Genomic DNA, 26,724 nt, shown 5'->3' on the forward strand with positions numbered 1-26,724 from the left:
TCACCGCACCCATTTCATTTGGCTTCGGCAGCACCACGCTTTACGGTTTACAGGGCAAGCCACGATCCTGCGAGCTGTGGCAAGATCGGCCTGCGTTGGGTTGTACAAGCGGGCGGCTTGGTCAGTGGCTACACATCCCTGGCCAATACTGCCTAACAATTCATTCAAGCCGACCGCTGCTTCGCAGCGTCGGCTTAATTCTGGCGTTAGGTGCCTATGACAGGTTCCGAGAAGAGCAGACGTATGGCACTCCGCCGGGATGCGGGCAATCGTGGTCCCGCCGTACAGAAGGTCGCTGCGTCTGGTGCCTCCTATCTGGTGGCGCACGCGTGCTTTGACTGCCGGAAGAGCTTCAAGGTGGCACCTCGTGATGAACAAGCAATTTGTGCCAATTGCGGGGGTGAGATTCACCAAATGGGCAGGTCCTTCAAGACGCCAGCGGCCAAGGACATTGAGCAGTGGGCGAAGGTCCAGGCGCTCTACAACGCAGGGTTCCGCTTTTCCAGCTACCGTAGCCAGCCTTGCGAGCCTCTTCCTGAAAAGCTCTCGGAAGTGCCGGCGTTCGTGGCCGCACATCCGGATCACCCGATGCGAGTGGCGGCACCTAACAATTCATTCAAGCCGAGCCGCTTCGCGGCTCGGCTTAATTCCGGCGTTAGGCCTCATGACAGATCTCGTGGTCGTTAACCGCATAAGGAGCCAGATAATTGGCTACCTTGAGCTTGTCAGCTCCCTCGATGAGCAAGCCGAGTATCAACTTGCTGCACCTCACATCAACGTCCCGAACGAAATCATCAATCAGTGGGAGGACTGGATGCATAACGACTGGCGGAGCTATATCGCAGAACCAGTGTTTTCCCCAGGGGAGGTTGGTGCTGTCAGCAAGTTCTACGCTGCATGGAGCGCAGTTATAGCGGCCACACCGGATCCCCTACCTTCGTTGGAGACGCTCTGGACCTCTGTGGAGTGGCAACATCTTGCTTCGGCAGCCGCCGAAGCTTTGGCCATCTTTCGGGTTCGCGGCCACATTCCGGACTACTCGGATGAGGCCTAACAATTCATTCAAGCCGAAGCCGCTTCGCGGCTCGGCTTAATTCTGGCGTTAACCGTCACTAGGAGTTGCAATGGCATCCGTACAAATGGAAGAGATTGTTGACCATCTCAGCACCGAGGTTCGGCGTGCGCTTGAGGACGCAATTCTGCAAGTCGCCCCAAGTGCTCACGTTGATTCACACGAACTATTCCGTGCGTTCCGCAGAGCAATTGGGCGCAAGTGCAGCACTTGGGAGCAGGTGCCAGATCATTACGTACAGAAGTGACGGCATGACGGCTAACAATTCATTCAAGCCGAACCCGCTTCGCGGGTCGGCTTAATTCAGGCGTTAGGTGCCATGACGAGGATTGCCGGAGCCGTACTTCTATTATTACCAAGCCTCGCGTTTGGGCAGAACTGCTCATGTAACCCTGTCGAGTCCAAAGCCCGATGGACCAGGGGACTGTTCCAGGGATCTACACACGTTTTCTTTGGTCGTGTCGACTCCGTTGCACCGCCGTTTCTTGGCGCCAACGAGACGCGGGACCAGCCCACTGTTACACCCCTTCGCCATTTCAAGGGCACCTTCCCCGGCGGCAAGCTTCGCGGAGCAGACTGCGGGTCAGCTGTACTCCCAGGGGAGACGGCGGTCTTCTTCGTTGACGGTTACAACCGCATCAAATCATGTTCAATCGGAGTTAGCGGCATCACCCCACAGGAAATTCAGTCCGGTGTCATCCAGCTCTCCCGGCATGGCACCTAACAATTCATTCAAGCCGAACCCGCTTCGCGGCTCGGCTTAATTCTGGCGTTAGGCCCTATGCTTTGGATATTTGACAAATACGAACGAGAGATGAGGCGCGGCAAAATTTCGCCCAGCACATATCGCAGACTTCTTGACGCAGAGATTTATGGTGCAGCGTCGTCAATGGGCTACCTACACAGAGAGCTGCGTCGCTTAATGGCAAGGCTGCCACAAGGTGGATTTACCGTAATTACCAAGCCCGGGTGTACACAAACAATCACTACGCAGGAGCAGTTCTATGAGTGGGTTTCACATCATTTTCCCGATGCCTACAAATGCTTCTTTTCGCGCACCCCATAACGGGCCTAACAATTCATTCAAGCCGACGTTGCTTCGCAACGCGGCTTAATTCAGGCGTTAGGCGGCATTGGTAAAAGTGGGTTGGTGGCTCTCTCTTCGGGTGCAACAACGGCCTTTGGGCGGTCGGCTCCGGACAGCGGTCACAACCGCCTCTTCCATCGGTTAGCTCGCCGCTTCGCCTTATGCCTCCTTGCCCCGCCGCACTCACTTCGTTTGGCTTCGGCAACACCGCCCTTCACGGTTTACGGGGCAAGCCACAATCCTGCGAGCTGTGGCAAGATCGGCCTGCGTTGGGTTGTACAAGCGGGCGGTTTGGTCAGCGGTTACACATCCCTGGCCAATGCTGCCTAACAATTCATTCAAGCCGACCGCTGCTTCGCAGCGTCGGCCTAATTCAGGGCGTTAGGCATCAAGATGAGCTCCAGTGTCTTTCTCCACAAATTTTTCCAAGGCCGAGAGGTAACCACCTCATTCAGGCAAGTAATCGACTTTCTCTGTAGGCACGGCTCACCAGGAACCGGGCAAGACAACAACGAAATAACTTTCCCACCCGAAGAAATCGGGGATCTGGCAAGCGTAGTGGGCAGCGAAATTGATGGCGCTCTTTGCATCGCAATTGATCGTCCTCTTATCAACGATCAGTTTCGGCTATTCGTGTTTGAGGCGATGCAGCGGTTTGGGTTTTCGGCTTATGAGGACACATTTGATTGGGTGTACGTTCCGCTTGGGTCGAGCCACGATGTCCCTCAAACTCTTCTTGAGGAGCTATCACACGGCGTTCAAGAGGTGCGGGCCGCAGCGCAGCTATGGCCAAACGACGCCTAACAGGTCGTTCAAGGCGGACGGCTACGCCGCCGCTTAACTCCAACGTTAGGCCCCTAGGAGGGTTATGTCGTACGACCTGATTGTCTATCTGAAGCGAAACGTAATGCCAGCACCAGAGGCTTGGCGTGCCGCCATAGTTGAGGCGGACTTTCCGGTCACGCTGGATCCCGATTTTGACGTGGATACATTCTCTGGCTTCCTTCCTTGTCCGGTTCGTGGCGAGATATCCGGCTTTGAGTACTACGCATCAAACGTCACGCCAGAGGATGTAGAGGAGATGGAGTTGGCACCGGGCACTGACTTCTCAGTCCAGTTCTGTATCGGCTCACGCCCACTTGAGTTGATGTCAGCACTTGCCGCATCTAGTGTCCTAGCCGCAATGACGGGCGGCACTCTTGATGACCCTCAGGCAGGCGAGTCAGTGCCGGCGGAAAGCGCGATTAGTTGGGCAAGAGCTCAGCTAGCACAGGCCGGGGCCTAACAATTCATTCAAGCCGACTGTCACTTCGTGGCAGCGGCTTAACTCAGGCGTTAGCCGTGTCAAGAAGACTTGTTCCCCATAGTAAAAAACTGAGAGGCGTCGCGAGGCGTCTACGGGCAATTCGGCGTTGGCCAGATGAAGTAGCAACCAGATTCCCGCCAGACAACGAACTTCAGCCGGAGAACCAGTACTGGAATTGGAAGATCCCGGTTGACCTCAACTTAGTCGAGAGTCGATGGACAACTGATGAAATTTGCAGGGTCTGCGCTCAAAGCCTAATTGACGCGTGTGCTCTCTTGGCAGCCGCGAAACCGACATCAGCCAATGCGTGCCGCGTAACAGGCGTTTTATGCATTCCGGACATCTTCACTAGCGAACTGTGCATCTACCTCTCGGAAGATTACTTCCTATCGCACGTTTCGCCTTCCTCAAATGAGTACGGCCAAACCACCTTGATTGAGGGACGGAGCATCTCGGATGAGTGGGGTCTTACGTTGCCCGAGGGCTTTTCCGAGGTCGGCCTCACCGTGGACTATCACGACCCAGAGAGTGACTGGCATCTGGTTGGTGAGCGATGGTACTTTGGCGAGGTGGCGCAGGAGGCTAACAGTTCATTCAAGCCGAACCCGCTTCGCGGGTCGGCTTAATTCCGGAGTTAGGCGGCATTGGTAAAAGTGGGTTGGTGGCTCTGTCTTCGGGTGCAACAACGGCCTTTGGGCGGTCGGCTCCGGGCAGCGGTCACAACCGCCTCTTCCATCGGTTAGCTCGCGCTTCGCCTTATGCCTCATTGCCACGCCGCACTCACTTCGTTTGGCTTCGACGGCACCGCGCTTCACGGTTTACGGGGCAAGCCACGATCCTGCGAGCTGTGGCAAGATCGGCCTGCGTCGTGTTGTACAAGCGGGCGGTTTGGGCGGCGGTTACACATCTCCGGCCAATGCTGCCTAACAATTCATTCAAGCCGACCGCTGCTTCGCAGCGTCGGCTTAATTCAGGCGTTAGGCCTCATCACATGTTTGCTCGCACCGATCTCGAAGCAATAGAGCGAAACTGCCTGACGCAATGGCAAATGGTTGGTAGCTACTCTGGCCTATACTTCACGAGTTATCCCCAGCACGCGTTCCGCGTCCCCGATTCCGAGGAGTACATTCGGGTCACGCGTGCTCCGCGGCTGGCCGCAGACAATGGCATCAAGTTCTGGTGCTCGGCCGAATGGGCAGACGATTGGAGTGGCAGGCAGAGCGACTTCGCTCCCTATCTTTACGGCGCAAAGTTTGAGGCCATATCTGAGGACGCGTTCAATAGAATCGTCCAAGAGAGTTCAAGCGACCTCGTTGCCCCGCTACTACTTCCACTTCATGAGTCAAAGGGCTTTATCGGAGCCCTCCTCATGTACTCAATGGAGACCGACTTTATTGTTTCTCTGGTGGCCGAGTATGAGGATGAGTTCATCCACTACTTCTGGGAAACTACGGCCTAACAATTCATTCAAGCCGACCACCACTTCGTGGTGGCGGCTTAACTCGGGCGTTAGGCTGCTATGGGCAGGATGTCGACACTCGCAGGAGTAGCTCACAACATTGCGCATCATGCGGGCAGTGGGCTTAGCTACATCTCGCCTCACCTCGCTCAGGCGCTTCGCGCTGCTGCAGTTGAGACCACGGAGATTGATCTCCTAGCTCCGGCGCCCTATCCGCCGAGGGCAGCGGAACTTCAACCGCTGCGTTTGGCGCTAGCTTCCCTCCAGTCCACTGCAAACGCGCTTCTTGCAAAACATGGCTTTTCGGCCAGCGACATATCCTCCATGATTCTCTATGCCACGCCGGCACCTTGGGACAAGGATGGCTATTCTTTGCACACTCGAGCCGTACTCATTTCAAGTGCTGGCTGTACGTACGATTCTGGCTGGCTGCAATGAGCGGAGCGCGGCCTAATTCCAGAGTTAGCTGCCTCTATGGCCCCATCACTCATCGAGATCAACACAACAGAGCAAGGCTATTTGGGCCGCGATGGTGCCCCTGTGCTTGGCAAGTCGTTCGACATGCTGCAAGCGCGCTGGGCCGCAGGCGAAAGAGACCGAGAGACAGCTCTCCGGCTACTGTTCCTTAGCTGGTATGCCGGCTGTGAGCCACCGCTTCTCACGGGCCTACCTACGGGGGCGGACACGGCACGAATCTGCTCTGAGACCTTTGCTGCCCTGGGCGGTGCGGACACATCGGATCCAGAGGTATGTTTTGTTGTGGGTCTTATGGCTGAGCTTTTTCCATGGTGTCTAGGGGACGAGGCGTACTGGGCGAAGGTAGGCTATCTCCTCACCGGCCGCGCCGCTATGATCCAACCAAGCGGCCCACCTGCCACCGTGCTCGAAGGGCGCGGTGCGTACGGTGAGTATTTCTCCCACATGTTGTCTGCACGGGCAGGCAGCTAACAATTCAAGTCGAACCCGCTGCGTGGATCGGCATAATTCAGCCGTTGGGTGCTATGTCGCTGAGGTGTACAAATTGCTGGTCCACACTATCGCCTTGTGACATTTTGGATTCTGCTCGCTACACGCTCCCTAGGCGCTGGCAAACTTTCACCTGTAAAGAATGTAGCCGCAGCGGACTATTTTCATTGAACGGGGCCTCACTCCAAGTCGGCGTACTAGATGGATTTCCCGCGCCTTGTCTCATGCCAAGGACAGAGGAATTGGTTCCGGGGCTATCCTCAGAGGAATTACCAGATGGGAGTTTGAGGGTTAGACTTAACAAGCGTCTATGGAATATTCCTGTCTTTGTTACACCCAATAAGCGGCTTCCATCGATATGGGCTTGGGTGCGCGCTCGATTGGGTCGCACCTGACGATTCATTCAAGCCAGCGTCAATTCATGGCGCGGCGTAGATCAGGCGCTAAGCCGTGGAGGAGGGGTTATGGGGCCACAAGAGATTCTCGGAGTTGCTGCAGCGCTGGGGCTGCTGATAGTGCTGTCAGGCTCCTGGCTCTTGATGCGATCTCTTCGCACCAGATCCAGTCGGCTACTTTTCACTTCAGTGGCAGCCCTCATCTTGTGGTCATTCCTCTCTGACGCGATCTACAGAGCAGTCTTCTACTATTCCGATCTCTCCAAGCAAAATGCCTGGGAAAGCTGGATTTACCTGTCGCTGGAGGTGTTCGTGCCGGTGCTTCTGATCCTCAGCGCATCCACTTGCTTCTGGCTAGTGGCCCGGTCGCTGTCCCGGCCTAACAGTTCATTCAAGCCGAGCCCGCTCCGCGAGTCGGCTTAGCTCCGGGATTAGGAGGCAGATGTGCAAAATTGCTTAGTTGGTTTTCAATATCACGAGCCAGAGCCATATCTGCTTTGGCAGAAGTGCATTATTGAGGACTACGAATCTTCTACAGGCATATTTATCAATTCCAAATCAGAAGAAGAGGCTCTAGCCTGGGGCATAGAGGTAGCTAACGCAGTACTGCGTAGGACCAACAATGACAGCAGCTTGTCGGTCACAGCTTTTGGATACGAATGCTGGATTGAAAGTGAGCCCGAGAAATCCGGCTGGCAACATTGCCTGTCTTTCTTCCAAGAAATTGTGGTCGGAGATTTACCAAATCTTAAGAAAATTGGAACATCTGCTTATGTGGCGTGGTGCAAAGAAAATGTCATTAAATATCAAGCCTTGCTCCTTGCCACTGCTTCCTAACAAGTCGTTCAAGGTTCGCTCCACTGCGTTCCGCCCGACGTGTCCGGCTGCGCCGGTCACCCGGCCTTAACTCCAACGTTAGTCCGCAAGGATCGCTCATGATCAGATTAACTCCCTATGCTCTGTTCTGTGTTGCTTACATCGCCATTTCGGCGGCGCTTGTTTGGTTGCAAGCTAGCTTAGAGTTTAGTCTGGCATTTGACTGCGTTAGTCCAATCGCCGCACTCGTCTCTGTATTCATGGCGCTTCGTAGCGGTGCACTGTCCAAACGTGGCATCTTTGCCGTGTCGGCGGGACTAGCATTTGTCATGTATGCATCTATTACCTTCACCTATCATTGGATTGCGGTTTCCGTCGGTGGATCTGTATCGGCACTCGCCTTAGCTCAGGCCGGTGGCTTTCCATTCCTATTGAATACTCTAGTTTTTGTTATTTCGCCCGTTGTATCGTTGGCCGTTCTTGAGAGAGTTCAAGGGAAGCGGATAGAGCGTAGCTTTGCGGCCTAACAATTCATTCAAGCCGAGACCGCTTCGCGGGTCGGCTTAACTCTGGTGCTAGGTATGCGCACAGTACGTATTTCGGCCTTCTCATTTTTGACGGCACTACCGAGTGTTGCATGGGCGTCTGACTTCACCGGGATTTTTACGATGATGTATATGTTCTTCGTAATTGCCCCATTAACATTAATCCACCTGGCGGTAACACTATTTTTCTTCAATAAAGGCAATTACGTTTCACGCAAGCTCGCCGTTGGACATTCAGTGATCGCATCCATCGCGCCGGCACTTGGCTTCCTTTGGGCTCTATATGAATTTCGACCCCGTTACAGGAGCTATGGCCAGAGCTTGTTAGTAGTAAGTCTGATATACGCTTCACTTCTTCTCGTCTCGTGGGTACCAATGGCCATTCACAGATACAGAGCGCGAACCTGACAATTCACACAAACCGAACTTGCCTCACGGGCCGGCACAATTCAGGTTTCAGGTCGAAAAATGCAGATATTTGAGTGGCGTAAAGAGCGTTGGTATCGGCACCTGGTAGTTGTCGCTACGATTATTGCGATAGCTGTCCTGGTCGCTCATCCGGAGTTGCGGCTATTGCTGCCACTCGTTGATGCCCTTGGATTAGATCTCTTTATTCTCTTGGTCGGCTCACAGGTTTTCACGTTCATGCGGCTGCTCGCTTCGTCGTTCTATCGAGTGATTCTCCGGCCAGCACTCCGCGGAGCGTTCTCGCTGGCCATGTTTGTACTTGGCGTATCAGGCCCCTATCCAGAGGCGCACATGGTGATGCCAAAGCCACTTAGCAGATTTGCGGCCTAACACTTCATTCAAACCGAAGCTGCTCCGCAGCACGGCTTAATTGGGGCGTTGGGGCCAACATGGGAGCAGTCGTGCAAGCTGTCGCCAACAACCTGGGTGATCGAATCATCAAGGTCAATCATGCTGGGGAGCATGGAGCCGTCAATATTTACACCGGCCAAATCCTTATGGCCCGACTCACGGCTCCGGCAATGGTCTCTGTGCTGGCCGAGTTCCGCTCTCACGAACAAGGACATCGGGCAATCTTCGCCACAGAGCTGCGGCGCCGCGGTGTCCACCGCTGCCGGAGCTATTGGCTATGCGGCATTGGCGGTTTCATGCTTGGCGCCATCACTGGCCTGCTTGGTTCCGGCGCCATTGCGGCTACTACGGCAGCAGTAGAGGCTGTCGTGTTGCGGCACCTGGAGCATCAACTGTCCGTGCTCCATGGGCATGACCCTTCCGCCGTCGTTGCCATTTCATCCATCGTAGCTGAGGAGCAACAGCATCATGACCAGTCGCTTGGCCATATCGGGGCTGGTACATTCTGGCCCAGGGTTCTCACCCCAATAGTGTCAGCCTCAACGGAGGCAGTCATTTGGCTGGGCATGCGCCTGTAAGCCCCAACAATTCACTCAAGCCGACGCCGCATCGCTGCTCGGCTTAACTCAGGCGCCAGGCACCATGAGAAAGATTGCATTGAAACTCGGCGTATCACTTGCGGCCATGCCGCTTTCGATACTGTTGCTCGGCCTCACCCACAACGCGTTTTTCTTTCTTTCTCTTGTGGTCGGCCTGTTGTTTTCGATCCTTTATTGGCTTGATCTCGCCAGTCTGCTTCGCAATCGCCCCAACCCAAACCGTGCCGAGCGCACGCTGGCCATGCTCATGGGCCTGCCAGCGGCTTTATTCGGCCTGCTCTGTTTGGTTATTGGCCTGGCCATTATTCTCTGGGTGCTTTACAACACCTTCATCGAACGACAGCCTCAATACACCGGCGGCTTCATGACCCTCGGCATTGGCCCAGCGCTGATTCTGTTCGGAGCCAGCTGGGTGGTCAACGTATTTCGCCGTGATTCCGGTAGATCGGATGAGGCCTGACAATTCAATCAAGTCGGCCACTGCTTCACAGTGTCGACCTGGTTCTGGCGCTGGCTCTCTCAAGAAGCCTTCTGAAGGAACCGCAATGCCCCGACTCTTGTTGCTCGCACTGCTCTCCGTGGCCTTCAGCGCAAGCGGCATCGTCATTCGCGATGATGTCGATGACGCGAAGTATCGAGTTCCCGCGTCCGAGTTTCGTGCTCTGGCCGACCTGCCTGGCGAAGGACATGGCGTGCTGATTGCGCCGCGTTGGGTCGTCACCGCCGCCCATGCGGTCACCTGGCAGTCTCAAATCAGGCAAGTCACCATCGATGGGATACCCAGGGACGTCGAACGCCTGGTAATACACCCGGGATACAAGAAGCCATCGCAGAAGCTGTTGGACCAGGCGCTGGCCACCTGGGACTGGACACTGCTCAGGGTGCTGCTTTCTTCCTCCGATGACATTGCGCTTGTCGAACTGGCGCAGCCCATTGCCGACGTTGCTCCGGCCGTGATCAACCAGGGTGATGACGAGTTCGGCCAAGTCGTCAAGATCATGGGGAAAGGCGCCACGGGCAACGGAGCCACCGGGTACGAATTCAGTGATTCCCACCGCACCGAGCTTCGCCACGCGTACAACAAGATCACCAGCGCCGATGGCCGATGGCTCTGCTACATCTTCGACAAGCCATCCGATGGCCTGCCCCTTGAGGGCGGATCTGGAAACGGCGACAGTGGCGGGCCGGTTCTTCTCCAGACTGGGAAGGATGGGCTGCTGGCCGGACTGACTTCATGGTCAGACCCTCAAAGTGCCATCAGGACGCCTGGACGGTACGGTCAAATCAGTTGCAGTGTCCGCCTGAGTCATTACAACGATTGGATTGAAAGCGTTATCTCCGGGCAAGCACAAGCGGGAGGCCACGAGTTCATCCAGACCGAAGCCATTTCGTGGCGCGGCTCAATCGCGGAATCAAGCAACCAATGATCTTTGTCGCAATTTGTTACGGACTTCTCACTTACTGGCTAACCCATTCCTGGTGGTCGAGTAATTTCATAAATGAGATTTTTGGATACCGCTATCGCGACCTGCCAATCATTGCACTCTCTCTCGCACCCTGGCTGATCATCTACTACCCACTACGCGCCAAGCTGCCACGGCTATCGTTGCTTTCTCGCGTAATCATCGGCATTGCGGCCTGCGCAATCATTCTCAACATCGTGTATCGCGCCTATTATTATGCCCACATGCCTGGCGCAGTATTCACGCCAAGGTTAATCGACACATTGAATTTCTGGCTTGGATTAACAGCCAACTTCTCCAAGCCGATAGTAATTTTCTTCTGCCTCATTTATCCAATATTGGCTGTTGCACGCCTTATCAAAGCAAGGCGCTCTGGCCAAACCAACTGAAAAATCATCCGGGCCGACGCCGCTCCGCCGTTCAACCTGATTCTGGCTTCAAGCCACATACGGGACAATCATGCCGCTTGGGGAAATCGCAGGGGAAGCACTTGGAGGCATTGTCCGCGTTGTCGGCCGCCTCGTTGTTGAGGTCTTTTTTGAGATCCTCATCCAGGGCACGGGCCATGTTCTGGTCCGTCTTGCCAGGCCCGGGGCAAAGCAGGATGACGCGGCTTGCATTGTTGTAGGCCTGTTGTTCTGGATCATTGTTGGCTGCGGTGGCTACTTTGCCTATCGCGCAATTGCAACCTGACAATTCCCCCAAACCTCCGCCGCTTCGGGGGCGGTTTCAATCGGACGCTTGTGCCCATGAAAAGACCTCCGCTGCCGTTGGCTTTGTTTGCAGGCGCCTACCTGGCTTTCATTGCCTGGCAGATCCACGCGGCCCAGCAGCCGGTTGTGCTGGGCAGGCTGGCGGTCACCGTGGCTCTGTTCTGCTTCGTCTTCCGCGGCAGCAGGGTGGCCGGCAATATTCTGGCCACCCTTTGCGCAGTTTCCGGCTTGCCGCTGCTGGCCGCTGCCATTGCCACCTTCAGCGCCAACAGCACCAGCGCTGTTCTGCTCACCGCTACGGCAGGCCTGCTCCTGGCATTCTCGGCCTATCTGTTCTTCAGTCCGGCAGTTCGTACGTTCCAGGGCAAACTGTTTCAGGCTGCTTCGCCATGAGGAAAGTCGTAGTCATGCAAAGAATGATGCTGGTGCTGTGGCTATGTGCGCCGCTTGTTGCCGTTGCAGCCGTGCCGCCAGCGGCGGCGCCGTCACCCGTTGTGGTGGAGACGGCGACGCATGACGAACCCTCCACCGTCACCCTCAAAGGCGGGCATTGGCAGTCGGGTGGCCGCGAAGGCATCTATCAGGTGGTGATTGAGTACGTGGGCTACGAACACGTTTCCTGCCGTGTCTGGATCGAATGGTTGAGCGCTGCCGCGCCGGACGCGTCCGCGCAGCCACTGGCCCGGGTGCCGCTTGCCGAAGTGTCCAACGGCATGTGGGCCTGCGCAGCGGATGGTGCCGGCGTGCAATTGCACGACAACACGCTCACGCTCGTGGCAACGCATACGTATTCCAATGAACGCCATGTGTTCAACGCCGTGCTGGGCAACCCCGGTGAATACCAACTGCTGGCCCGTTGACGTCACGCGGGGCACCGCAGCTGCCCTGGTGGAGCACAGCACTGCCCGTTCCTTCATTGCCGGGAGCAACGATCATGAACCTACCGTTTGCCCTGCAGCGCATCGACCACGTCGTGTTGCGCGTGCAGGATCTGGAAGCCAGCATCGCGTTCTATGCGGCGGTTCTTGGATGTGACGTGGTGCGTCGGCGCGACCACCTTGGCCTGGTGCATCTGCGTGCCGGCGCGTCGATGATCGACCTGATCAGCGTGGACGGAACTCTCGGCGCGCGCGGTGGCCCGGCAGCGGCATCGACGGGGCGCAATGTCGACCACCTGTGTCTGCGCGTGGAGCCTTTCGATGAAGACGCCATCACTGCCCACCTGCAGGCATTCGGCATCCGGCCGACGGCGGCCGAGGTCAACTTCGGTGCCGAGGGCGATGGTTTGTCGCTGTACTTTCCCGATCCGGACGGCAACACGATCGAGCTGAAAGGCCCTTCGCAGACGGAGGCGTCCATGTAAGGCAACCCCGCGCGATGGTGACCGGCACCGCATTGGCCGCAGCAGCCGGTTGACCCGAAGCAGGGCGCATGGCTTCATGCCCTCCCCTGCCCCAGGGGCTTACCCACCCAAGGACACCCATGAAAGGAATCATCGCCCTGGCATTGCTCGCACTGCCACTGTTGCCCGTGCAGGCGCATGCCACCGAAAGCCTCGTTGACCGCAGCTGGAGCAAGGTGGATGAAAACCATGCCGAGCTTGAGCACGCGGGCCGGCGCTATTCTCTGGACACCTACATCGTGCTTTTCCAGCAGCCGTACTACATCCATGTGCGCGCGCACGATGGCCAGGCACTGGACATGGCCGGGATTGAATCCCTGGCGGCAGACTATATCCAGCCACGCGGCTGCACCCAGCCACTGGAACGCCGCAAGGACCTGGACCGCAGCAACGATGACGGCACCGAACAGGTGCTCGGTTTCCAATGTTGAACCACGCCAACACGCACTCACCGGGGATCACGATGAACACACTCGCATACCGCTTTCGTTTGCTCCCGCTGCTGCTGGTGATGCTGCTGGCCCTGGCCGCCTGTGCCAAGCCGGTGCCGGCCGACAAGCAGGACTATGTAGGCACCTGGGAGTCGGAGACGATGTCGCTGATCATCGGCCAGGAAGGCCGGGTCGCCTACAAGCACAACCCCACGCCCAACACCAGCAAGTCCATTGATGCGCCGATCAAGGCGTTTGAAGGCAACGACATGGTCGTTGGCGTCGGCCCGCTGAAGACCCGGTTTGTGGTGACGGCTCCGCCGCACGAAGAAGATGGCGTCTGGAAAATGACCGTTGATGGCGTGACCCTGACCCGGCGTTGAGTGAGCAGCTCCTGTTTGTTGCCCCGTTGAACCGCGCCGATTGAGCGGCGCCACCCCACGCTGTTTCTCCGACAGCTGGCCATGGATGGAATTTCTGCATGAAACAACGACTGTTGCTTGCGCTGCTGTTCTGCCTTGCGGTACCGCTTGTGTTTGCGCTGTGCGCGGAGGTGGTGCAGTCATTGCCGCTCATCATCAAGGCCTGGCAGACGCCGTCCCTGCTGTTTACCGTGATGACATTCTCCGGAGCGTTGTGGAGGATTCTTCTGCTCGCTGCGCTCCTCGTCATCATCGTTGCCGTGGCGACGGTCCTCTCCTTGAAGGCCAGAACACTGGCCAGCAACCTGGGGGTGACGCTTGTTTCCCTGGTCGTGTCCGCACTTTTGCTGAGCAGCCTTCTCATGGGTGCCTACAGGATGGCATCCGTGCTCAGCTTCATGGATACCACGCAGGGGCCTGCCCACTTCGTCGTCAACCTGATGACCCACCCCGACAGCCAGATCACCTTTCCGGTCTCATTCTGCATCTGGCTGATCGGCAGCACGGTGGCCGGGCAGATTGGAAATAGCCGCAAACCTGCGCCCGGCGGGGCTTGAGCAATCCCTCGGCGGCTTGGCTGCAGCTGACGCTCAAGTAAGGCCCCACAGGGCCGGCGGGATCAGAGGCAACAGTGATTGAGCAACGCCGGCTGGCTCGCGCCGCTGTATTTCGCGTACTGGATGCCGCAGAAAAGTACGGTCTGCATGCCAACCCCGGCTCAAGCCACTCAATACCGGGTGGGAGACGCACGGCGGGAACAGCCGCGGCCATCGCCGAGGCGGACTGGGCGGAGCACGCAAAGCTGAATGCATCCAGCGCACTTTGCAGGCATCGACCGCGCATGCCGATGTCCCCATCCGCGCAGGTGACTGCCGGCCGGCCGCTGCCGCACAACAGCCCGGAATAGCCGCAACGCGCTGGTGTGGCGGGGTTTGGCCACAACGCCGGGGCCGGCGGCCCTGCCCGTTCCAGGCCATCAATGGCCCGTCCTCCACACGGCCGCTGGCACTGGCATTGGAAGATCGCTGCGTGGTCAGCGAAAATCCACACGCCGGGGTCGAGCATGCGGACCCGCTGGCCGATGCCTGTGATTTCCTGCCTGAGCAGGCGCAGCGCAGCGGACAACGACGCCTGCTCGCGCTCACCACCCATCCGTGGGTGATGGGCCAGTCGCACCGCATCAAGCACCTGCAACGCGTGTTTGCCAACTGGCCGACCATGCAGGGCTGATCCGGGACGCTGCACCTTCGGAGATCATCGCCGCCTCGTATTGAGGTGGCGGTTCCAGGCAACCGTCGTCGCCCTGAACGCGCCGGCCTTTACCCAAGAGCCCTTGCATGAACACTGAAGCCACCTCCGCACTGCCGCCGCGCGAAGCGATGGAGTTTGACGTCGTCATCGTCGGCGCCGGCCCCGCCGGTCTGGCCACCGCCATCCGCCTGCGCCAGCTGGCCGTGGAGAAGGGACAGGAGCTGTCGGTCTGCGTGTTGGAGAAAGGCTCCGAGCCGGGCGCGCACATCCTCTCCGGCGCGGTAATGGACCCACGCGCGCTCACCGAGCTGTTCCCGGATTGGGCCGAGCGCGGTGCGCCGCTGAAGCAGGCCGTCACCCGCGACGAGTTCCTGTTCCTCAACGAGACCGGCGCCAAGACCACGCCCAACGTGTTGTTGCCCAAGTGCTTCCACAACGAAGGCAGCTACATCGTCTCGCTGGGTGAAGTGAGCCGCTGGCTCGCACAACAGGCCGAGGCGTTGGAGGTTTCCATTTTCCCGGGCTTTGCCGCGGCCGAAGTGCTGTACGACGAGAGCGGCGCGGTGATGGGCGTGGCCACCGGCGACATGGGCATCCACAAGGACGGCACGCCCGGCCCGAACTACGAGCGCGGCATGGAACTGCATGCCAAGTACACCGTGTTCGCCGAAGGCTCGCGCGGCCACCTTGGCCGCCAGCTGATCAGCAGGTTCCAGCTCGACGCCGGCAAGGACCCGCAGGCCTACGGCATCGGCATCAAGGAGCTGTGGCAGATCGACCCGGCCAAGCATGAGCCGGGCCTGGTGGTGCATGCCGCCGGCTGGCCGCTGGACAACGACACCTACGGCGGCGCGTTCCTGTACCACGCCGAGGGCGGCAAGGTGTCGATCGGTTATGTGGTCGGCCTGGACTACAAGAATCCGTGGCTGAGCCCGTTCGAGGAATTCCAGCGCTTCAAGACCCACCCGGCCATCCGCAAGCACCTGGAAGGCGGCAAGCGCATTGCCTACGGCGCGCGTGCGATCACCGCCGGCGGCATTCTGTCGCTGCCCAAGACGGTGTTCCCGGGCGGCGCGCTGGTCGGCTGCGAAGCCGGCTACCTCAACGTCAGCCGCATCAAGGGCAGCCACGCCGCGATCAAGACCGGCATGCTGGCCGCCGAAGCCGCATTCGACGCGCTGGTCGCCGGCCGCAGCCGCGATGAACTGAGCGCGTATCCGCAGGCATTCGAGAACAGCTGGCTGAAGGCCGAGCTGATGCAGGCCAAGAACTTCAAGCAGTGGTTCAAGAAGGGCCGCACCGTGGCCACGCTGATGACCGGCATCGAACAGCTGGTGTTGCCGATGCTGGGCTTCCGCACCGCGCCGTGGACCCTGCACCGCACCCAGGCCGACCACGAGTGCCTGCTGCCGGCCGCCACGCAGCCGAAGATTGTGTATCCCAAGCCGGACAACGTGCTGACCTTCGACCGTTTGAGTTCGGTGTTCCTGTCGTCGACCAACCATGAAGAAGACCAGCCCAGCCACCTGACGCTGAAGGACGCCAGCATCCCGGTGACGGTCAACCTGGCCACTTACGGTGGCCCGGAAGCGCGTTATTGCCCGGCTGGTGTGTACGAATTTGTCGGTGAAGGCAGCGACACGCGTCTGCAGATCAATGCGCAGAACTGCGTGCACTGCAAGACCTGCGACATCAAGGACCCTACCCAGAACATCGTGTGGGTGACCCCGCAGGGCGGTGGCGGGCCGAACTACCCGGCGATGTGAGTTTGCCCGCTGTCTTGTTGCGCATGACGGACAAGACAGCGGTGAACCTGGACACCGCAATCCGTCATGGATGTGCGTGTTGCCTGGGGGTGATGGGGCGAGAGCGCTGTACGTGTGCTTCTGAGTGCGCCCTCACCCCTACCCCTCTCCCGCCATGCGGGAGAGGGGATGACTTCAGTAGATTTCTGCAGCGGAGTGAGGCCTGTCGTTCACGGGGCGTAGGCTTGTGCATGAATCAACGCAACGCGCGCGCGGCATGGCCTATGCGAAATGCGCCCTCACCCCTACCCCTCTCCCGCCATGCGGGAGAGGGGATGACTTCAGCAAGTTTCTGCAGCGGAATGAGGCCTGCGCTTCACGGGCCGCAGGCGTGGGCGTGAATCAACGCAACGCGTGCGCGGCATGGCCGGTGCGAAATGCGCCCTCACCCCTACCCCTTCTCCCGCCATGCGGGAGAGGGGATGATTTCAGCAGGTTCCTTTCTGACTCGACCTTTTGCTTTCCAATCCCGGCACCGGCCATCATTGCCGACGCTGCACACCCCGCGCCCGCCGTCGCAATGAGAAAGCAATGCTCCGCCTGCCACTGATCGCTCTTGCCTGCCTCGCACTCAGCGCCTGCGGCCAGCGCGATGCGTTCAACCATTCGGCCAATGCCGATCCGCATCAACGCGCGCTCGAACGTGCCTTCGCCATCTGCGCCGGCTGTCATGACACCCGTGCCGATCTGGGCCACCGCGTCGGTCCCAACCTGCACGGCGTGATCGGCCGCAAGGCAGGCACCGCGCCGGGCTACCACTACTCCGAAGCAATGCGGGCCAGCAACATCACCTGGGACGCAGAGACCCTGGATGCCTTCCTCAAGGCACCAACCAGGCAGGTGCCCGGCAGCAAGATGGTCAATGCCACCTCCGACCCGGCACGACGCCAGGCAGTGATCGAGTATCTGTCCACACTGCCCGAGTAGGCCATGCGCCAAGCCGGTGGCCGCACCGTGCTGCAGGTCGCCCTGTCACGCTCACCGCCTTGGTTGCACGGCACAACGGGGCGCAGCATGACTTTTCCTGAACAACTGCTGTGGCACGATGCGGCCGGATGAATTCGGGGGCATCGCGTTGCGGCGGCAGCATTTGTTCAAGAAAAGTCTGGCAGGAAGCACGGCATTGCTGCCGGTTGCCGCTTCAGCCATGCAGCAATGCCCAATGGATCTGGATGAAAAGTCTTCTGCGTTCTGGGCGCTGGGTTGGGCGATCTTTGCCGTATTCCTGGTCGCCGGTGCACTGCTGCCGTGGTTGATTTATCGCGCCACGCGCCAGGCGCGCAGGCAGTGGCGCTGGGCGCTGCGCATCGCCAGCCTGCCGGCGATGCTGGCAATGTGGCTGCTGGGTGCCGGAATCTTCCTGGGCCAGTTCGTGCTGGCCTGCTGAGGCCCGCCCACGCAACCGGACACCACTGCGGTTTGGCCCACCGCCTCAACGCATGAAGAACTGCACCGGCGTGGTCACGTCCACCGGATCACCCGTTACCTCCGCCGGTGGCGGTGGCAAGGGGCTGGCACGCTGCACCGCGGCCAGTGCTTCCTCGTCCAGCGGCGCATGGCCACTGCTGCGCTCCAGTTGCGCCATCAGCACATTGCCCAGGCGATCAACCCGGTAATGCACCTGCACAACGCCTTCGTAGCGCCGCCGCTGCGCCGCACGCGGGTAGCGCTTGAAGCGCTCCAGATGCCCCAGCAGCTGCGCCTGCCAATCGGCAAATGCCGGGCTGCTGCTGCCTGCACTGGCCTGCGGCGCCGCATAGCGTGACGACCGGGCCGCATCCACCTGAGGCGGTGCCGATGCCTGCGCCGCCGCTGACGCGGTTGTCTGCGACAAGGTGTGCTCCTGCGGTGTCACTACAGCGGCCGCCGCCGTCGGCAAGGGCGGCATCGGTGGCGGCGCGGGCAACGGCTCGGCCTGCGGCTGCGGCTCCTGCACGGCCTGTGCTGCAGCGGTCTCCTGCTGCACGGGGCCGGGCGCGACATCGCTCGGCGCGGCTTCCGGCGCCGTGGCAAGCGGCGCCAGCTCCACCATCACCGCCTGCGGCTGCGCGGCAGCAATCGGCTGCAGCGGCTGGCGCTGCCAGTACATCGCACCGCCAATCACCAGTGCGTGCACGGCCAGCACCACGATGAAGCTGCCCATCCAGCGCAGATTTTTCCGCGCGCCATCGGAGCCGATCATGGCCCTGCCTGCTCCTGCGCGACCAGCGCTACTTTCAGGTAGCCGGCATCGCGCAGCAGGTTCATCACTGCCATCAGGTCGCCGTAGGCAATGCGGTGGTCGCCGCGCAGAAAGATGCGCCGCTCGCGGTCACCGGCCGTGACTTCGTGCAACCGCGACTGCAACGCATCGCGGCTGACCGGCTGCTGGTCCAGGCTCAAGGCCAGGTTCGCATCCACCGTCAGATACAGCGGTTTGTCCTGCTCGGGCTGCGCCTGTGCGGTGCTGGCCGGCAGATCCACCGGCACGTCCACCGTGGCCAGCGGCGCAGCCACCATGAAGATGATCAACAGCACCAGCATCACGTCGATGAAGGGCGTGACATTGATCTCGTGGTTTTCTTCCAGCTCGGGATGTTCGTCCCGTGTCCTGATCGCCATGCCAGCCTCAACGCACTTCGTTGCGGGCGGTGCCCAACTGCATCACCTGCTGGCGATCCAGGTCCCGCGAAACCAGTTGCTGGATGCAGGCGGACACATCACCCAGCTCCGCGCGCAGCACCAGCAGGCGGCGGGCGAAATGGTTGTAGATCACCACCGCCGGGATTGCAGCCACCAGGCCCAGTGCGGTGGCCAGCAGGGCTTCGGCGATGCCCGGTGCGACAACGGCCAGGTTGGTGGTGTTGGAGCGCGCAATGCCGACGAAGCTGTTCATGATGCCCCACACCGTGCCGAACAGGCCCACGAACGGTGCGGTGGCACCGATGGTGGCGAGCACGCCGGTACCGCTGCGCAGTTGCCGCGTATGCCGCAGCTCCACCCGCTCCAGCCGCGACGCCACCCGCTCCTTGATTGCGGCCTTGTCCGGCAGACCCGTGGACTGCAGCAGTTCATCCTGGGCTTCGCTGACCATGTCCCGCGCGACACCCTGCTCAAGGAATTCGGTGTCCGAAACCCGCGTGGCAAGCAGCAGCCCGGTCCGCGCATTGCTCAACGCGCGGGCCGCGCCGCGCAGCTCCCAGCTTTTGGCCAGCAGCGCGGTCCAGGTCGCCAGCGAGGCCAGCGCGAGGCCAACCATGATGGTCTGCACTACCCAGTCCGCATGCAGGAACATCTGCCAGGGGCTCAGGTCGGGGGGAAGTTTGCTTGCCAGGTTCTGCATTGATCAATCCAGCATCAGGTGGAGGGACGCAGCGTTGGCATTGCTTGCCACAACGTCTGCGGTAGGGAATGGGTGGTGGATCAGGGTTCGGGTTTGCACCACAGCCACAGCAGCACGCAGGCCATGCAGCCCACGATGATCAGCACGCTGGGCCGGTGCGGAATGGTCACGGCCGCAAAGGCGCCGGCAGCGGTCATCGATGCCGTTGCCGCCCACTTGGCACGGCGCGGCAATCGACCGCTCCGCCATTGCGCCAGCAGCGGCCCCAGCACGCGGTTGCGGAGGATCCATGCATGCAACGTGGGTGAACTGCGTGCGGCGGCCCATGCGGCCAGCAGCACGAACTCCGTGCTCGGCAGGCCCGGTGTCACCACGCCGACAAAGGCCACGCCCAGGCTGACGACCGCCAGTGCGCGCAGCAGCAAACGGCGCATGCCACCCATCTGCTTCGGCACGGGCAACGATGCGGTCGTTGTCATGTCGCCCGCGCCACGACATTGCCGCTTCCGCCGAGGGTCGCCATCAGTGGCGTGCGGCCTGCACATCGCTCACCTGCGGCAGCTCCTGCTCCACATAGCCACGCACCGTGGCAAAGGCCTGCTCGGCACCGGCAATGAGCTGCTGCTCCTGCGCCGCGTCCATCGGCAATGCATCCAATGCCGCGGTGAACTGCCGCCAATGCCGGGCGGCGCCGTCCGGATCTGCCGCCAGGTGGCCGGCGCCCAGCTGCTGGTGCAGGCCCAGGCGTTCGCGCGCCAGCTTGAACAGCAGCGTGCCGCCCAGATTCGAGCCTTCGGCCACATACAGCCAGCCCAATGCCTGATGCGGGCTGATGTCCGCCGCTGCGGGAACCTGCGTGATGTCCGGCACGCCGTGGCCCAGGCTGGACAGATCATTGGCAATGCGCAGCAGCCGTGCACGCGCGCCCAGTTCGGGGATCAGCGCGACCAGTGCCGGGTCGTCATACAGCGGTGCGATGTCGCGATGAAAGCGGTACTGCACGCGCAGGAAGCCGACAAACTGCTCGCGGCCGGCAAAGATGTCGGCAGCCATGATCCGTTTGTCCAGCCTGTCATGGGTGGCATGCGTGGCGGACTTGAGGCGCTGGCTGCGCGGGGGAGTCACGTGGGAAACGGTGTCATTCATGCGGTTGCCTTCGGGTGTGGGGTTCAGAACGCGCGTTCCAGCTTCAAACTGGCAACGTGCTTGTCGTAGCTGTAGAGCCAGCCGACGTTGCTGCTGACGACATTCCTGCGCAGGGTCAGCACCGGGGTGAAGCCGGCAAAGGCCCAGCGGCTGGCCCTGATGACCAGGGTGTAGTTCTGCTCGTCATCCCTGCGCCGCTGTTCCAGCAATGCGCTGTAGGCGCCATGGATGCGCTGCCGCAGCGAGACCATCAGCGTGCTGTTGAAGCCTTCCGGCCATTGCAGCGATGCACCCAGCCGGGCACCGCGCTGCAGGTAGGCATTCATCGCTTGCGGGGCGTCGCTGTCGGTGATGTCGATGCCGGCAAACAGCGTCCACCTCGCATCCAGCGCGCGGAAGTAGGTGGCGTACACGGAGCTGACATCACCGTCATGGTTGTCGGCCAGCACATCGCTGCGATAGCGCAGATGCTTCCGGTCCGCCTCAACCCGGAACATGGCCTGGCGCGAGGGCATCCAGCTCCACTCGGCATGGGCGCCCAGTGCGCCATACAGCGCCTGGTTGCCCCAGGCGTAATAGTCAAACGACGGCGCTGCGGCAAAGGTGTGGCGTGCGCTGCGGTAGCTGTAGCCCGCCTGTGCAGCAAAACTCGCTTCGTTGTAGGCGCTGGCGTGGCGATAAGCCTGCCCAAAAAGCAGCGCGCGCAGGTAAAGACCGTGATGGCCCGACAGCGGCACGCGCTTGTTCAAAGTCGCGTCGTAATCGACACCCGACGCGGTGATCGGCGCGGGTGTCTGGCGATCAACCAGGCATTCGCTGCCCACAAGGAACAGGCAGATGCGACTGGCCGAAGTGCGATTGACGTTGTCGCTCCACTGCGGCCCCAGCGAGAACGTGCCTTCCCAGCGTTGGCGGTTGCGCAGCGCCTTCTGGAAGATGGCAACGGTGCTGCGCACGCCTTCATTGCGCGCGTCCCCGGCGTCCAGCGAGGCTGCGATGGCGTCAAACAGCTGCGCGGCTTCGGTGTCCTGCTGGTCCTCGAACAGCGTCCGCGCCAGTTCAAGACGGGCCAGCAGGAAATCCGGCTTCCGTTCCAGCAGCGTGGCGAACTCGGCAATCGCCTCGGCATGCCGACCATCCACCCGCGCCAGCATCGCCTGCGCGTAATGCACCAGCAGCGGGTCCCGATCCGGCAGGCCTTTGTACTCTTCAAGAAACTGCCCGGCCATCTGCCATTGGCGGTTCTGCAACATCAGATAGAGCGCCTGGCCCACATCGTTGGCCGTGTGTTCGACGCGATAGGTCCTGCCGTCGACGGACAGCGTGGGCCGCTCCGAATTATCGGCCTGTTCCACCAGTTGCTGCTCACGCTCGACCGATTGCTGCAGCGCCTTGTGCTCCAGCATCCGCCGCGTGTCGTCCTGGCCATGTGCGTTGCCGGTGATGCCGAGCAGCGCCAGAAACATTCCGCCAAGCCAAACGCCGGCACGCACGCAGCCGCGCCTGGCCCATGCAGGCAGCGGCGCGGCAAAGGCCGCCTGACAGCGTTGTTCATCGCGGATCGTCATCGCCGGGTCCAACGTCTTTCAAGGGTGAAAGGCAGGGGTGGCCCAAGCCAGCCCCTGCCAGGTCTGCAACACTTCATCCAAACTCCTTGGGTTGGCACGCAGCTGCAGGTGCCCGCTGCCTGGGGAGATGGCCGACGGTCAGTTCTTGCCGCCGCCGAACGCGGTGTCCTTGCTGCGGTCGGCAAACTTGACCGTGCCTGCAACGGCCGATGCGCCGGTGCCGAAGAAGTCACCGTTCAAGGCACCGTTGGTCCCGGCGACGCTGCTGACGGCCACATTGTTCGCGCCCAACTGCACGCGTGCGCCGTTCACGGTGATGGTGCCGCCGGTGAAGCTGATGTCGCCGGTCGAGCTGGCGCTGTAGCCACCGAAGTTGGCCGTCAGCGTACTGGTCGGCAGGCTGCTGCCCGCACCGGAATAGTCGTTGTTGATCGACTTCACGGTGTAGGTCGCCGTGCCGGTGGGCAGTGTGGTGGCGACGTTGCCTGCCTCACCGGAGTAATAGACCGTGTGCTGCGGGCTCGATGCGCTGCCGGTGTTGGACCACTCGCCGAAGTACACCGCCTGCGAACCGACCTGGGCGAAGTTGAAGTAACCCAGGCTGGCGTGGCTGGGCGGCATCATCGCGGTGGTGATGCGGGTGATCTTCGGGTCCGCTGCCGTGCCTGCGCCGCTGGTGGCGCCCATTCCCTGCAGGCCATCAAAGCTCACGCGGGCGCCGGAATAAAAGGCTTTCACGCCGATCGCCGGGTCTCCAGCCTCGCCACCATGGTTGTCGGTGGTGGTGCCACTGGCACCGCCCACGGTTATGTAGGTGTCGTCGCTGGTGCCGCTGTAGACCGCGGCCTGCGCCATTCCGGCAACGCCGGTCAAGGCAAGGGCAAGGACAGACAGGTTCATCATCTTCATCGGTAACTCCAAGGTTGAGAATTGAACTGCGGGGGTTCGGGCATCCTTTCCCGGTTGCAACTGCTCCGGATTCGGTGGCTCAGAAGCGGTAGTTCATGCTCAATTTCAGGGTGCGGCCTGGCGCGGCCATGGCCGAGCGCGTCAGTGGATCGATGTAGTAGAGATTGCCGAGATTGGTGCCCACCAACTCCAGGCTCAGTGCTTCGATGGGGCGGTAGGCGACGTAGGCGTCGTAGGTGAGGATGCGGCCCCATTGCATCGGCGTATTGGCGTAGTACGGCACCATGGTCTGCGTGCCGTAGTTGTCCTTGTAGGGGTTGTCGAAGGCGCTGTAATAGACACCGCGCGTGCCCAGCTCCAGCTTCCGTTCCAGGAAGCGCGCGCCCAGCAGCAGGTTGACCGTCCAGTCGGGAATGGCCTGGGTGACCAGGTAGCCGCCGACGAAGCCGTTGTCCACGCAGTTCTTTACACCGCCCCTGGTGGGATCAAGCTGCGCGGCCGTGCTCTCATCGCACACCGTGTTCTCGAAGGTGTGGGCGGCGCTCAGGTCGGCGAAAAAGCGGCCGTTGTCATAGCGGCTCTGCATTTCGATGCCGCGAATGACCTGCTTGTCCAGGTTGCTGAAAAGCAGGTTCGGATCGCGCTCGATCACGTCACGCGTGCGGTGGTGGTAATAGGCCAGCTTGAAATCGGCATGGCCGTTTTCGCCGGTATTCAGCAGGGCGGACAGGTCGTGCACATAGCCCAGCTCGTAGCTGTACACATGCTCCGGCTTCAGATGGGATGCCGGTATCGATGCGGAAAACCCCAGCGTGCTTTCAAACATGCTCGGGAAGCGGCGTGTCTGGTTGTGCAGGAAGTACACGCGCGCATCGTCATTGATATGGAACGCCGCCGAGAATGACGGTGCCCAGCCGTTGCCGGATTTGCGCCTGCTTGCATCCACCTTTGTGGGATCGGGCACGTCCTGCAGCTGGCTGTAGCCTCTGTTTGCACTGGGCTGGCGGTACTCAATGCCATCAAGCGAACCATTGAGGAACAGGTTCGTGTCGCGGGAGTACTTGCCGTCAGCACCGGCCACCCACAATGCGTCCTGGCGCTGGTTGTACACCCAGAAATTCATCGCATCGTCCAGACGCGAGCCGGTCAGCCCCTCGGCGATGAAGCCATTCTCCAGCGCCTGGATCTGCGCAGCGCTCAGGTTTGGATCGGCGGTGTAGTAGCTCAGGCCGTAGTAGCTTTCACGCGAGCCGGTGCTGATGTTCGTATAGCCATCGGCCGCCATCTTCCGGGCAAAGTCATCCACCGCCCAGAACGACTGGTAGCGCAGCCCACCGGCAAGCGAAAGACGGTCAAACGGCTGCCATTCCAGCTTGAAGCTCAGCTCCTTCTCCGCACGCCGGCCGGCGCGCGGCAGCATGCGCAAGGTGCTGTTGATGCTCGTGTCCCAGTAGCTGTCGTCCGAGCGCAGCGACTCGTGCTGGTAGTTGCCGCCAATGGTCAACTTCAGCTCGTCCGCCAGTGCAATGCTGTTGCTCAGGGTCACGCCCTTGCGGGTGTTGTCGGCATTGGCCAGGGCGGTGTTGCGCAGGAGCGTGCTGTTGACGGTACGGCCGCCGGTGCCCGAGGCATTGGGCACGACATAGGCACCAGGATCATTTGGCCGGCCACCGCTGCTGTAGGTATCGCTGACGGTGTCGGTCTGCCAGAGGTTGGCGTACAGGTCGATCCAGCGGCTGCCTTGCGGCTGCCACTTGTATTCCAGGTTGTAGGCCTTGGCGTCGACACGGCTGAGCGGCCATTGCGGCACGCCGTGCGTGGACGCATCCACCCAGGCAATGCGCGAGGGCATGATCTCGCCGTAATGGGAAAGCGTGTCACGCACACCCAGCTGCAGCACCTGGCTGTCGGTGATGCGGTAGGTGATCTTGCCCAGCCACGATTCCATCCGGCTCGAGGTGTTGGGAACTTCGTCACCCGGCTTGTAGATGTTTGCCAGGAACGGGATGTAGTCCCAACCGTTCTCTGCCGCATGTGAGTAGTAGCCGGCATCCTTCTTGCCGGCAAAGTGGTTGCCCTTCTCGCGGTAGGCGTATGCGCCCAGCACGTCCAGGCGTTCGCTGCGCCAGCCCAGCGCAATGCGATACGCCTGGTCATCGCCGGAGAACAGATTGTTGTTGCCACCACTGCGCGGGGTCACATACAGGCTGGGGTCGTAGTAGTTCCATGTCGCGCTGGGCCAGCCGTCGATCTCGCGCCAGTTCTTGCCCGTCAGCAGGGTCGGCAGGCGCGGCGACACCGCGTTGCTGCTCGTCTCGATCTTCACCTCACCGCCAAAGCCTTCGCCGTCCCCCAGGATGTCGCCCACGTCCAGGGTGTTGATCACCACCGCGCCACCGACGGAAGTGTTGACGTTGCGCTGCAGCTGCGGGCCCTTGATGACCTGGATGCCGCCGATCAGGTTCGGGTCGATGTAGTTGCGGTTGTTGGCGCCCATGTAGCCGCGCCAGACCGTCAGGGCCTGCTCGGTTCCGTCGATGCTGACGGGGATGCGGCCCGGCCCCTGGATGCCACGGATGTTGGGATCCAGCGCACCGCTGTTGCGTGCATCGCCGCTGTAGACATTGACCATGCCCTTGAACACATCCGCAGGCGCGGCGCCCTTGTACCGTTCAATCTGTTCCTTGCCCGCATAGACGCTGGACAGATCCAGGTCATAAACATCATCGGCGCCCTTGATGTCACGCTGCGCTCCGGTCAGGGCATCGGCGCGCTGGCCACTGACGTTCAAGGTGCCGGTCACCACACTGCCGGCCGCCGCCGAGCCTGCGGGGGTGCGGCTGACCACCACGACACCGGGCTCGCGCCAGCGCCAGTTCAGCCCGGTCTGCGCCAGCAGGGTGCCCAGCGCCTGCTCGGCGGTGTAGTTGCCGGAGAGCGTGCGTGCCTGCACGCCGCTCACGTCATCGGAGGCAAACAGAATGCGGATGCCCGCCTGGTCGGCCAGGCGGGTCAGCGCGGTGTCCATCGACTGCGGCGCGATATCGAAGCTGGCCGGCGCCTGGCCAGCCCTCGTCTGGGCGAACGCCGGCACCGACACGGCAAGCGCAATGCTGACGGCAAGAGTGGACAACAGGCAGCGCCGGGAGGCACGGGAAGAAAGGGGTCGCATGGTTCGTTTCGGTCCAGGAAAGTGAAGCCCGCTGGAAAGCGGGGCCGTCCAGTGAT

Annotated in this window: 30 protein-coding genes; 22 read left to right on the forward strand and 8 right to left on the reverse strand. The window is 60.7% G+C overall.

What is annotated here, in order from left to right:
* Nucleotides 1–664: 664 nt before the first annotated feature.
* The 22 genes from ACVOLO_RS12140 to ACVOLO_RS12245 all read left to right on the forward strand — a co-directional run bounded on the left by ACVOLO_RS12140 (nt 665) and on the right by ACVOLO_RS12245 (nt 17,938).
* Nucleotides 665–1,054 (forward strand): hypothetical protein, encoded by a 390-nt coding sequence (locus ACVOLO_RS12140; RefSeq protein ID WP_481570557.1) that lies wholly within the window; start codon nt 665–667, stop codon nt 1,052–1,054.
* 1,498 nt (nt 1,055–2,552) lie between these two features.
* Nucleotides 2,553–2,963 (forward strand): hypothetical protein, encoded by a 411-nt coding sequence (locus tag ACVOLO_RS12145; protein ID WP_481570558.1) that lies wholly within the window; start codon nt 2,553–2,555, stop codon nt 2,961–2,963.
* Nucleotides 2,964–3,027: 64 nt separating this feature from the next.
* A complete protein-coding gene (locus tag ACVOLO_RS12150; protein ID WP_481570559.1) occupies nt 3,028–3,444 on the forward strand; it encodes a hypothetical protein in 417 nt (138 codons plus the stop codon).
* 56 nt (nt 3,445–3,500) lie between these two features.
* Nucleotides 3,501–4,091 carry a DUF3916 domain-containing protein gene (locus ACVOLO_RS12155; protein WP_481570560.1) on the forward strand — a complete coding sequence of 197 codons (591 nt, stop codon included), beginning with the start codon at nt 3,501–3,503 and terminating at the stop codon, nt 4,089–4,091.
* Nucleotides 4,092–4,513: 422 nt separating this feature from the next.
* Nucleotides 4,514–4,924, forward strand: a complete 411-nt coding sequence (locus tag ACVOLO_RS12160) for a hypothetical protein (RefSeq protein ID WP_481570561.1) — start codon at nt 4,514–4,516, stop codon at nt 4,922–4,924.
* A 1,805-nt stretch (nt 4,925–6,729) separates the two neighbouring features.
* Complete coding sequence (locus ACVOLO_RS12165) at nt 6,730–7,122, forward strand: hypothetical protein (protein WP_481570562.1); 393 nt, start codon at nt 6,730–6,732, stop codon at nt 7,120–7,122.
* Nucleotides 7,123–7,220: 98 nt separating this feature from the next.
* Entirely contained in the window at nt 7,221–7,628 is a 408-nt protein-coding gene (locus ACVOLO_RS12170; protein ID WP_481570563.1) for a hypothetical protein, read from the forward strand.
* A gap of 887 nt (nt 7,629–8,515) precedes the next feature.
* Nucleotides 8,516–9,043 carry a demethoxyubiquinone hydroxylase family protein gene (locus tag ACVOLO_RS12175; protein ID WP_481570564.1) on the forward strand — a complete coding sequence of 176 codons (528 nt, stop codon included), beginning with the start codon at nt 8,516–8,518 and terminating at the stop codon, nt 9,041–9,043.
* A gap of 64 nt (nt 9,044–9,107) precedes the next feature.
* The gene (locus tag ACVOLO_RS12180; RefSeq protein WP_481570565.1) at nt 9,108–9,524 is read left to right on the forward strand and encodes a hypothetical protein; all 417 of its coding nucleotides are present in this window, start codon (nt 9,108–9,110) and stop codon (nt 9,522–9,524) included.
* A gap of 85 nt (nt 9,525–9,609) precedes the next feature.
* On the forward strand, nt 9,610–10,491 hold the full coding sequence (locus ACVOLO_RS12185) for a trypsin-like serine protease (protein WP_481570566.1): 882 nt from the start codon (nt 9,610–9,612) through the stop codon (nt 10,489–10,491).
* Nucleotides 10,488–10,916, forward strand: coding sequence for a hypothetical protein (locus ACVOLO_RS12190; RefSeq protein ID WP_481570567.1), 429 nt, complete (start codon nt 10,488–10,490; stop codon nt 10,914–10,916). The genes ACVOLO_RS12185 and ACVOLO_RS12190 overlap by 4 nt, the downstream gene beginning before the upstream one ends.
* A 70-nt stretch (nt 10,917–10,986) precedes the next feature.
* Nucleotides 10,987–11,220 carry a hypothetical protein gene (locus ACVOLO_RS12195; RefSeq protein ID WP_481570568.1) on the forward strand — a complete coding sequence of 78 codons (234 nt, stop codon included), beginning with the start codon at nt 10,987–10,989 and terminating at the stop codon, nt 11,218–11,220.
* A gap of 56 nt (nt 11,221–11,276) precedes the next feature.
* Nucleotides 11,277–11,633: a hypothetical protein gene (locus tag ACVOLO_RS12200; protein WP_481570569.1), complete on the forward strand. Its 357-nt coding sequence runs from the start codon at nt 11,277–11,279 to the stop codon at nt 11,631–11,633.
* Nucleotides 11,634–11,647: 14 nt separating this feature from the next.
* The gene (locus ACVOLO_RS12205) at nt 11,648–12,100 is read left to right on the forward strand and encodes a hypothetical protein (protein WP_481570570.1); all 453 of its coding nucleotides are present in this window, start codon (nt 11,648–11,650) and stop codon (nt 12,098–12,100) included.
* Between the two features lie 74 nt (nt 12,101–12,174).
* The gene (locus ACVOLO_RS12210; RefSeq protein ID WP_481570571.1) at nt 12,175–12,603 is read left to right on the forward strand and encodes a VOC family protein; all 429 of its coding nucleotides are present in this window, start codon (nt 12,175–12,177) and stop codon (nt 12,601–12,603) included.
* Nucleotides 12,604–12,722: 119 nt separating this feature from the next.
* Nucleotides 12,723–13,073, forward strand: coding sequence for a hypothetical protein (locus ACVOLO_RS12215; RefSeq protein WP_481570572.1), 351 nt, complete (start codon nt 12,723–12,725; stop codon nt 13,071–13,073).
* A gap of 32 nt (nt 13,074–13,105) precedes the next feature.
* Nucleotides 13,106–13,456: a hypothetical protein gene (locus ACVOLO_RS12220; RefSeq protein ID WP_481570573.1), complete on the forward strand. Its 351-nt coding sequence runs from the start codon at nt 13,106–13,108 to the stop codon at nt 13,454–13,456.
* A gap of 98 nt (nt 13,457–13,554) precedes the next feature.
* A complete protein-coding gene (locus ACVOLO_RS12225; protein ID WP_481570574.1) occupies nt 13,555–14,052 on the forward strand; it encodes a hypothetical protein in 498 nt (165 codons plus the stop codon).
* Nucleotides 14,053–14,509: 457 nt separating this feature from the next.
* Entirely contained in the window at nt 14,510–14,725 is a 216-nt protein-coding gene (locus ACVOLO_RS12230; protein ID WP_481570575.1) for a hypothetical protein, read from the forward strand.
* 107 nt (nt 14,726–14,832) lie between these two features.
* Nucleotides 14,833–16,512: an electron transfer flavoprotein-ubiquinone oxidoreductase gene (locus ACVOLO_RS12235; protein WP_481570576.1), complete on the forward strand. Its 1,680-nt coding sequence runs from the start codon at nt 14,833–14,835 to the stop codon at nt 16,510–16,512.
* A 570-nt stretch (nt 16,513–17,082) separates the two neighbouring features.
* Nucleotides 17,083–17,478 carry a c-type cytochrome gene (locus ACVOLO_RS12240; protein WP_481570577.1) on the forward strand — a complete coding sequence of 132 codons (396 nt, stop codon included), beginning with the start codon at nt 17,083–17,085 and terminating at the stop codon, nt 17,476–17,478.
* A gap of 235 nt (nt 17,479–17,713) precedes the next feature.
* Nucleotides 17,714–17,938, forward strand: a complete 225-nt coding sequence (locus ACVOLO_RS12245; protein ID WP_481570578.1) for a hypothetical protein — start codon at nt 17,714–17,716, stop codon at nt 17,936–17,938.
* A 45-nt stretch (nt 17,939–17,983) separates the two neighbouring features.
* On the opposite strand, the gene ACVOLO_RS12250 is transcribed toward ACVOLO_RS12245, so the two are convergent.
* From ACVOLO_RS12250 to ACVOLO_RS12285, 8 genes are all read right to left on the reverse strand, one after another.
* Complete coding sequence (locus tag ACVOLO_RS12250; protein ID WP_481570579.1) at nt 17,984–18,733, reverse strand: energy transducer TonB family protein; 750 nt, start codon at nt 18,731–18,733, stop codon at nt 17,984–17,986.
* Nucleotides 18,730–19,152 (reverse strand): TonB system transport protein ExbD, encoded by a 423-nt coding sequence (gene exbD, locus ACVOLO_RS12255; protein ID WP_481570580.1) that lies wholly within the window; start codon nt 19,150–19,152, stop codon nt 18,730–18,732. Before exbD ends, ACVOLO_RS12250 begins: the two co-directional genes overlap by 4 nt.
* A 7-nt stretch (nt 19,153–19,159) precedes the next feature.
* Entirely contained in the window at nt 19,160–19,873 is a 714-nt protein-coding gene (gene exbB / locus ACVOLO_RS12260; RefSeq protein ID WP_481570581.1) for a tonB-system energizer ExbB, read from the reverse strand.
* A gap of 80 nt (nt 19,874–19,953) precedes the next feature.
* Nucleotides 19,954–20,307 carry a YbaN family protein gene (locus tag ACVOLO_RS12265; protein ID WP_481570582.1) on the reverse strand — a complete coding sequence of 118 codons (354 nt, stop codon included), beginning with the start codon at nt 20,305–20,307 and terminating at the stop codon, nt 19,954–19,956.
* A gap of 88 nt (nt 20,308–20,395) precedes the next feature.
* On the reverse strand, nt 20,396–21,019 hold the full coding sequence (locus ACVOLO_RS12270; RefSeq protein ID WP_481570583.1) for a biliverdin-producing heme oxygenase: 624 nt from the start codon (nt 21,017–21,019) through the stop codon (nt 20,396–20,398).
* A 23-nt stretch (nt 21,020–21,042) separates the two neighbouring features.
* A complete protein-coding gene (locus ACVOLO_RS12275; protein WP_481570584.1) occupies nt 21,043–22,587 on the reverse strand; it encodes a surface lipoprotein assembly modifier in 1,545 nt (514 codons plus the stop codon).
* A 138-nt stretch (nt 22,588–22,725) separates the two neighbouring features.
* Nucleotides 22,726–23,496, reverse strand: coding sequence for a Slam-dependent surface lipoprotein (locus ACVOLO_RS12280; protein ID WP_481570585.1), 771 nt, complete (start codon nt 23,494–23,496; stop codon nt 22,726–22,728).
* Between the two features lie 79 nt (nt 23,497–23,575).
* A complete protein-coding gene (locus ACVOLO_RS12285) occupies nt 23,576–26,629 on the reverse strand; it encodes a TonB-dependent receptor (RefSeq protein ID WP_481570586.1) in 3,054 nt (1,017 codons plus the stop codon).
* Nucleotides 26,630–26,724: the final 95 nt, after the last annotated feature.

Source organism: Stenotrophomonas sp. STEN056 (assembly GCF_056759635.1).

Coding starts and splice junctions, on each gene's coding strand:
- ACVOLO_RS12280 (WP_481570585.1), bottom strand. CDS start 23,496: ATGAAGATGATGAACCTGTCTGTCCTTGCCCTTGCCTTGACCGGCGTT.
- ACVOLO_RS12220 (WP_481570573.1), top strand. CDS start 13,106: ATGAACACACTCGCATACCGCTTTCGTTTGCTCCCGCTGCTGCTGGTG.
- ACVOLO_RS12245 (WP_481570578.1), top strand. CDS start 17,714: ATGGATCTGGATGAAAAGTCTTCTGCGTTCTGGGCGCTGGGTTGGGCG.
- exbB (WP_481570581.1), bottom strand. CDS start 19,873: ATGCAGAACCTGGCAAGCAAACTTCCCCCCGACCTGAGCCCCTGGCAG.
- ACVOLO_RS12205 (WP_481570570.1), top strand. CDS start 11,648: ATGCAAAGAATGATGCTGGTGCTGTGGCTATGTGCGCCGCTTGTTGCC.
- ACVOLO_RS12275 (WP_481570584.1), bottom strand. CDS start 22,587: ATGACGATCCGCGATGAACAACGCTGTCAGGCGGCCTTTGCCGCGCCG.
- ACVOLO_RS12270 (WP_481570583.1), bottom strand. CDS start 21,019: ATGAATGACACCGTTTCCCACGTGACTCCCCCGCGCAGCCAGCGCCTC.
- ACVOLO_RS12170 (WP_481570563.1), top strand. CDS start 7,221: ATGATCAGATTAACTCCCTATGCTCTGTTCTGTGTTGCTTACATCGCC.
- ACVOLO_RS12200 (WP_481570569.1), top strand. CDS start 11,277: ATGAAAAGACCTCCGCTGCCGTTGGCTTTGTTTGCAGGCGCCTACCTG.
- ACVOLO_RS12145 (WP_481570558.1), top strand. CDS start 2,553: ATGAGCTCCAGTGTCTTTCTCCACAAATTTTTCCAAGGCCGAGAGGTA.
- ACVOLO_RS12180 (WP_481570565.1), top strand. CDS start 9,108: ATGAGAAAGATTGCATTGAAACTCGGCGTATCACTTGCGGCCATGCCG.
- ACVOLO_RS12185 (WP_481570566.1), top strand. CDS start 9,610: ATGCCCCGACTCTTGTTGCTCGCACTGCTCTCCGTGGCCTTCAGCGCA.
- ACVOLO_RS12195 (WP_481570568.1), top strand. CDS start 10,987: ATGCCGCTTGGGGAAATCGCAGGGGAAGCACTTGGAGGCATTGTCCGC.
- ACVOLO_RS12225 (WP_481570574.1), top strand. CDS start 13,555: ATGAAACAACGACTGTTGCTTGCGCTGCTGTTCTGCCTTGCGGTACCG.
- ACVOLO_RS12265 (WP_481570582.1), bottom strand. CDS start 20,307: ATGCGCCGTTTGCTGCTGCGCGCACTGGCGGTCGTCAGCCTGGGCGTG.
- ACVOLO_RS12210 (WP_481570571.1), top strand. CDS start 12,175: ATGAACCTACCGTTTGCCCTGCAGCGCATCGACCACGTCGTGTTGCGC.
- ACVOLO_RS12190 (WP_481570567.1), top strand. CDS start 10,488: ATGATCTTTGTCGCAATTTGTTACGGACTTCTCACTTACTGGCTAACC.
- exbD (WP_481570580.1), bottom strand. CDS start 19,152: ATGGCGATCAGGACACGGGACGAACATCCCGAGCTGGAAGAAAACCAC.
- ACVOLO_RS12215 (WP_481570572.1), top strand. CDS start 12,723: ATGAAAGGAATCATCGCCCTGGCATTGCTCGCACTGCCACTGTTGCCC.
- ACVOLO_RS12140 (WP_481570557.1), top strand. CDS start 665: ATGACAGATCTCGTGGTCGTTAACCGCATAAGGAGCCAGATAATTGGC.
- ACVOLO_RS12240 (WP_481570577.1), top strand. CDS start 17,083: ATGCTCCGCCTGCCACTGATCGCTCTTGCCTGCCTCGCACTCAGCGCC.
- ACVOLO_RS12150 (WP_481570559.1), top strand. CDS start 3,028: ATGTCGTACGACCTGATTGTCTATCTGAAGCGAAACGTAATGCCAGCA.
- ACVOLO_RS12250 (WP_481570579.1), bottom strand. CDS start 18,733: ATGATCGGCTCCGATGGCGCGCGGAAAAATCTGCGCTGGATGGGCAGC.
- ACVOLO_RS12235 (WP_481570576.1), top strand. CDS start 14,833: ATGAACACTGAAGCCACCTCCGCACTGCCGCCGCGCGAAGCGATGGAG.
- ACVOLO_RS12160 (WP_481570561.1), top strand. CDS start 4,514: ATGGTTGGTAGCTACTCTGGCCTATACTTCACGAGTTATCCCCAGCAC.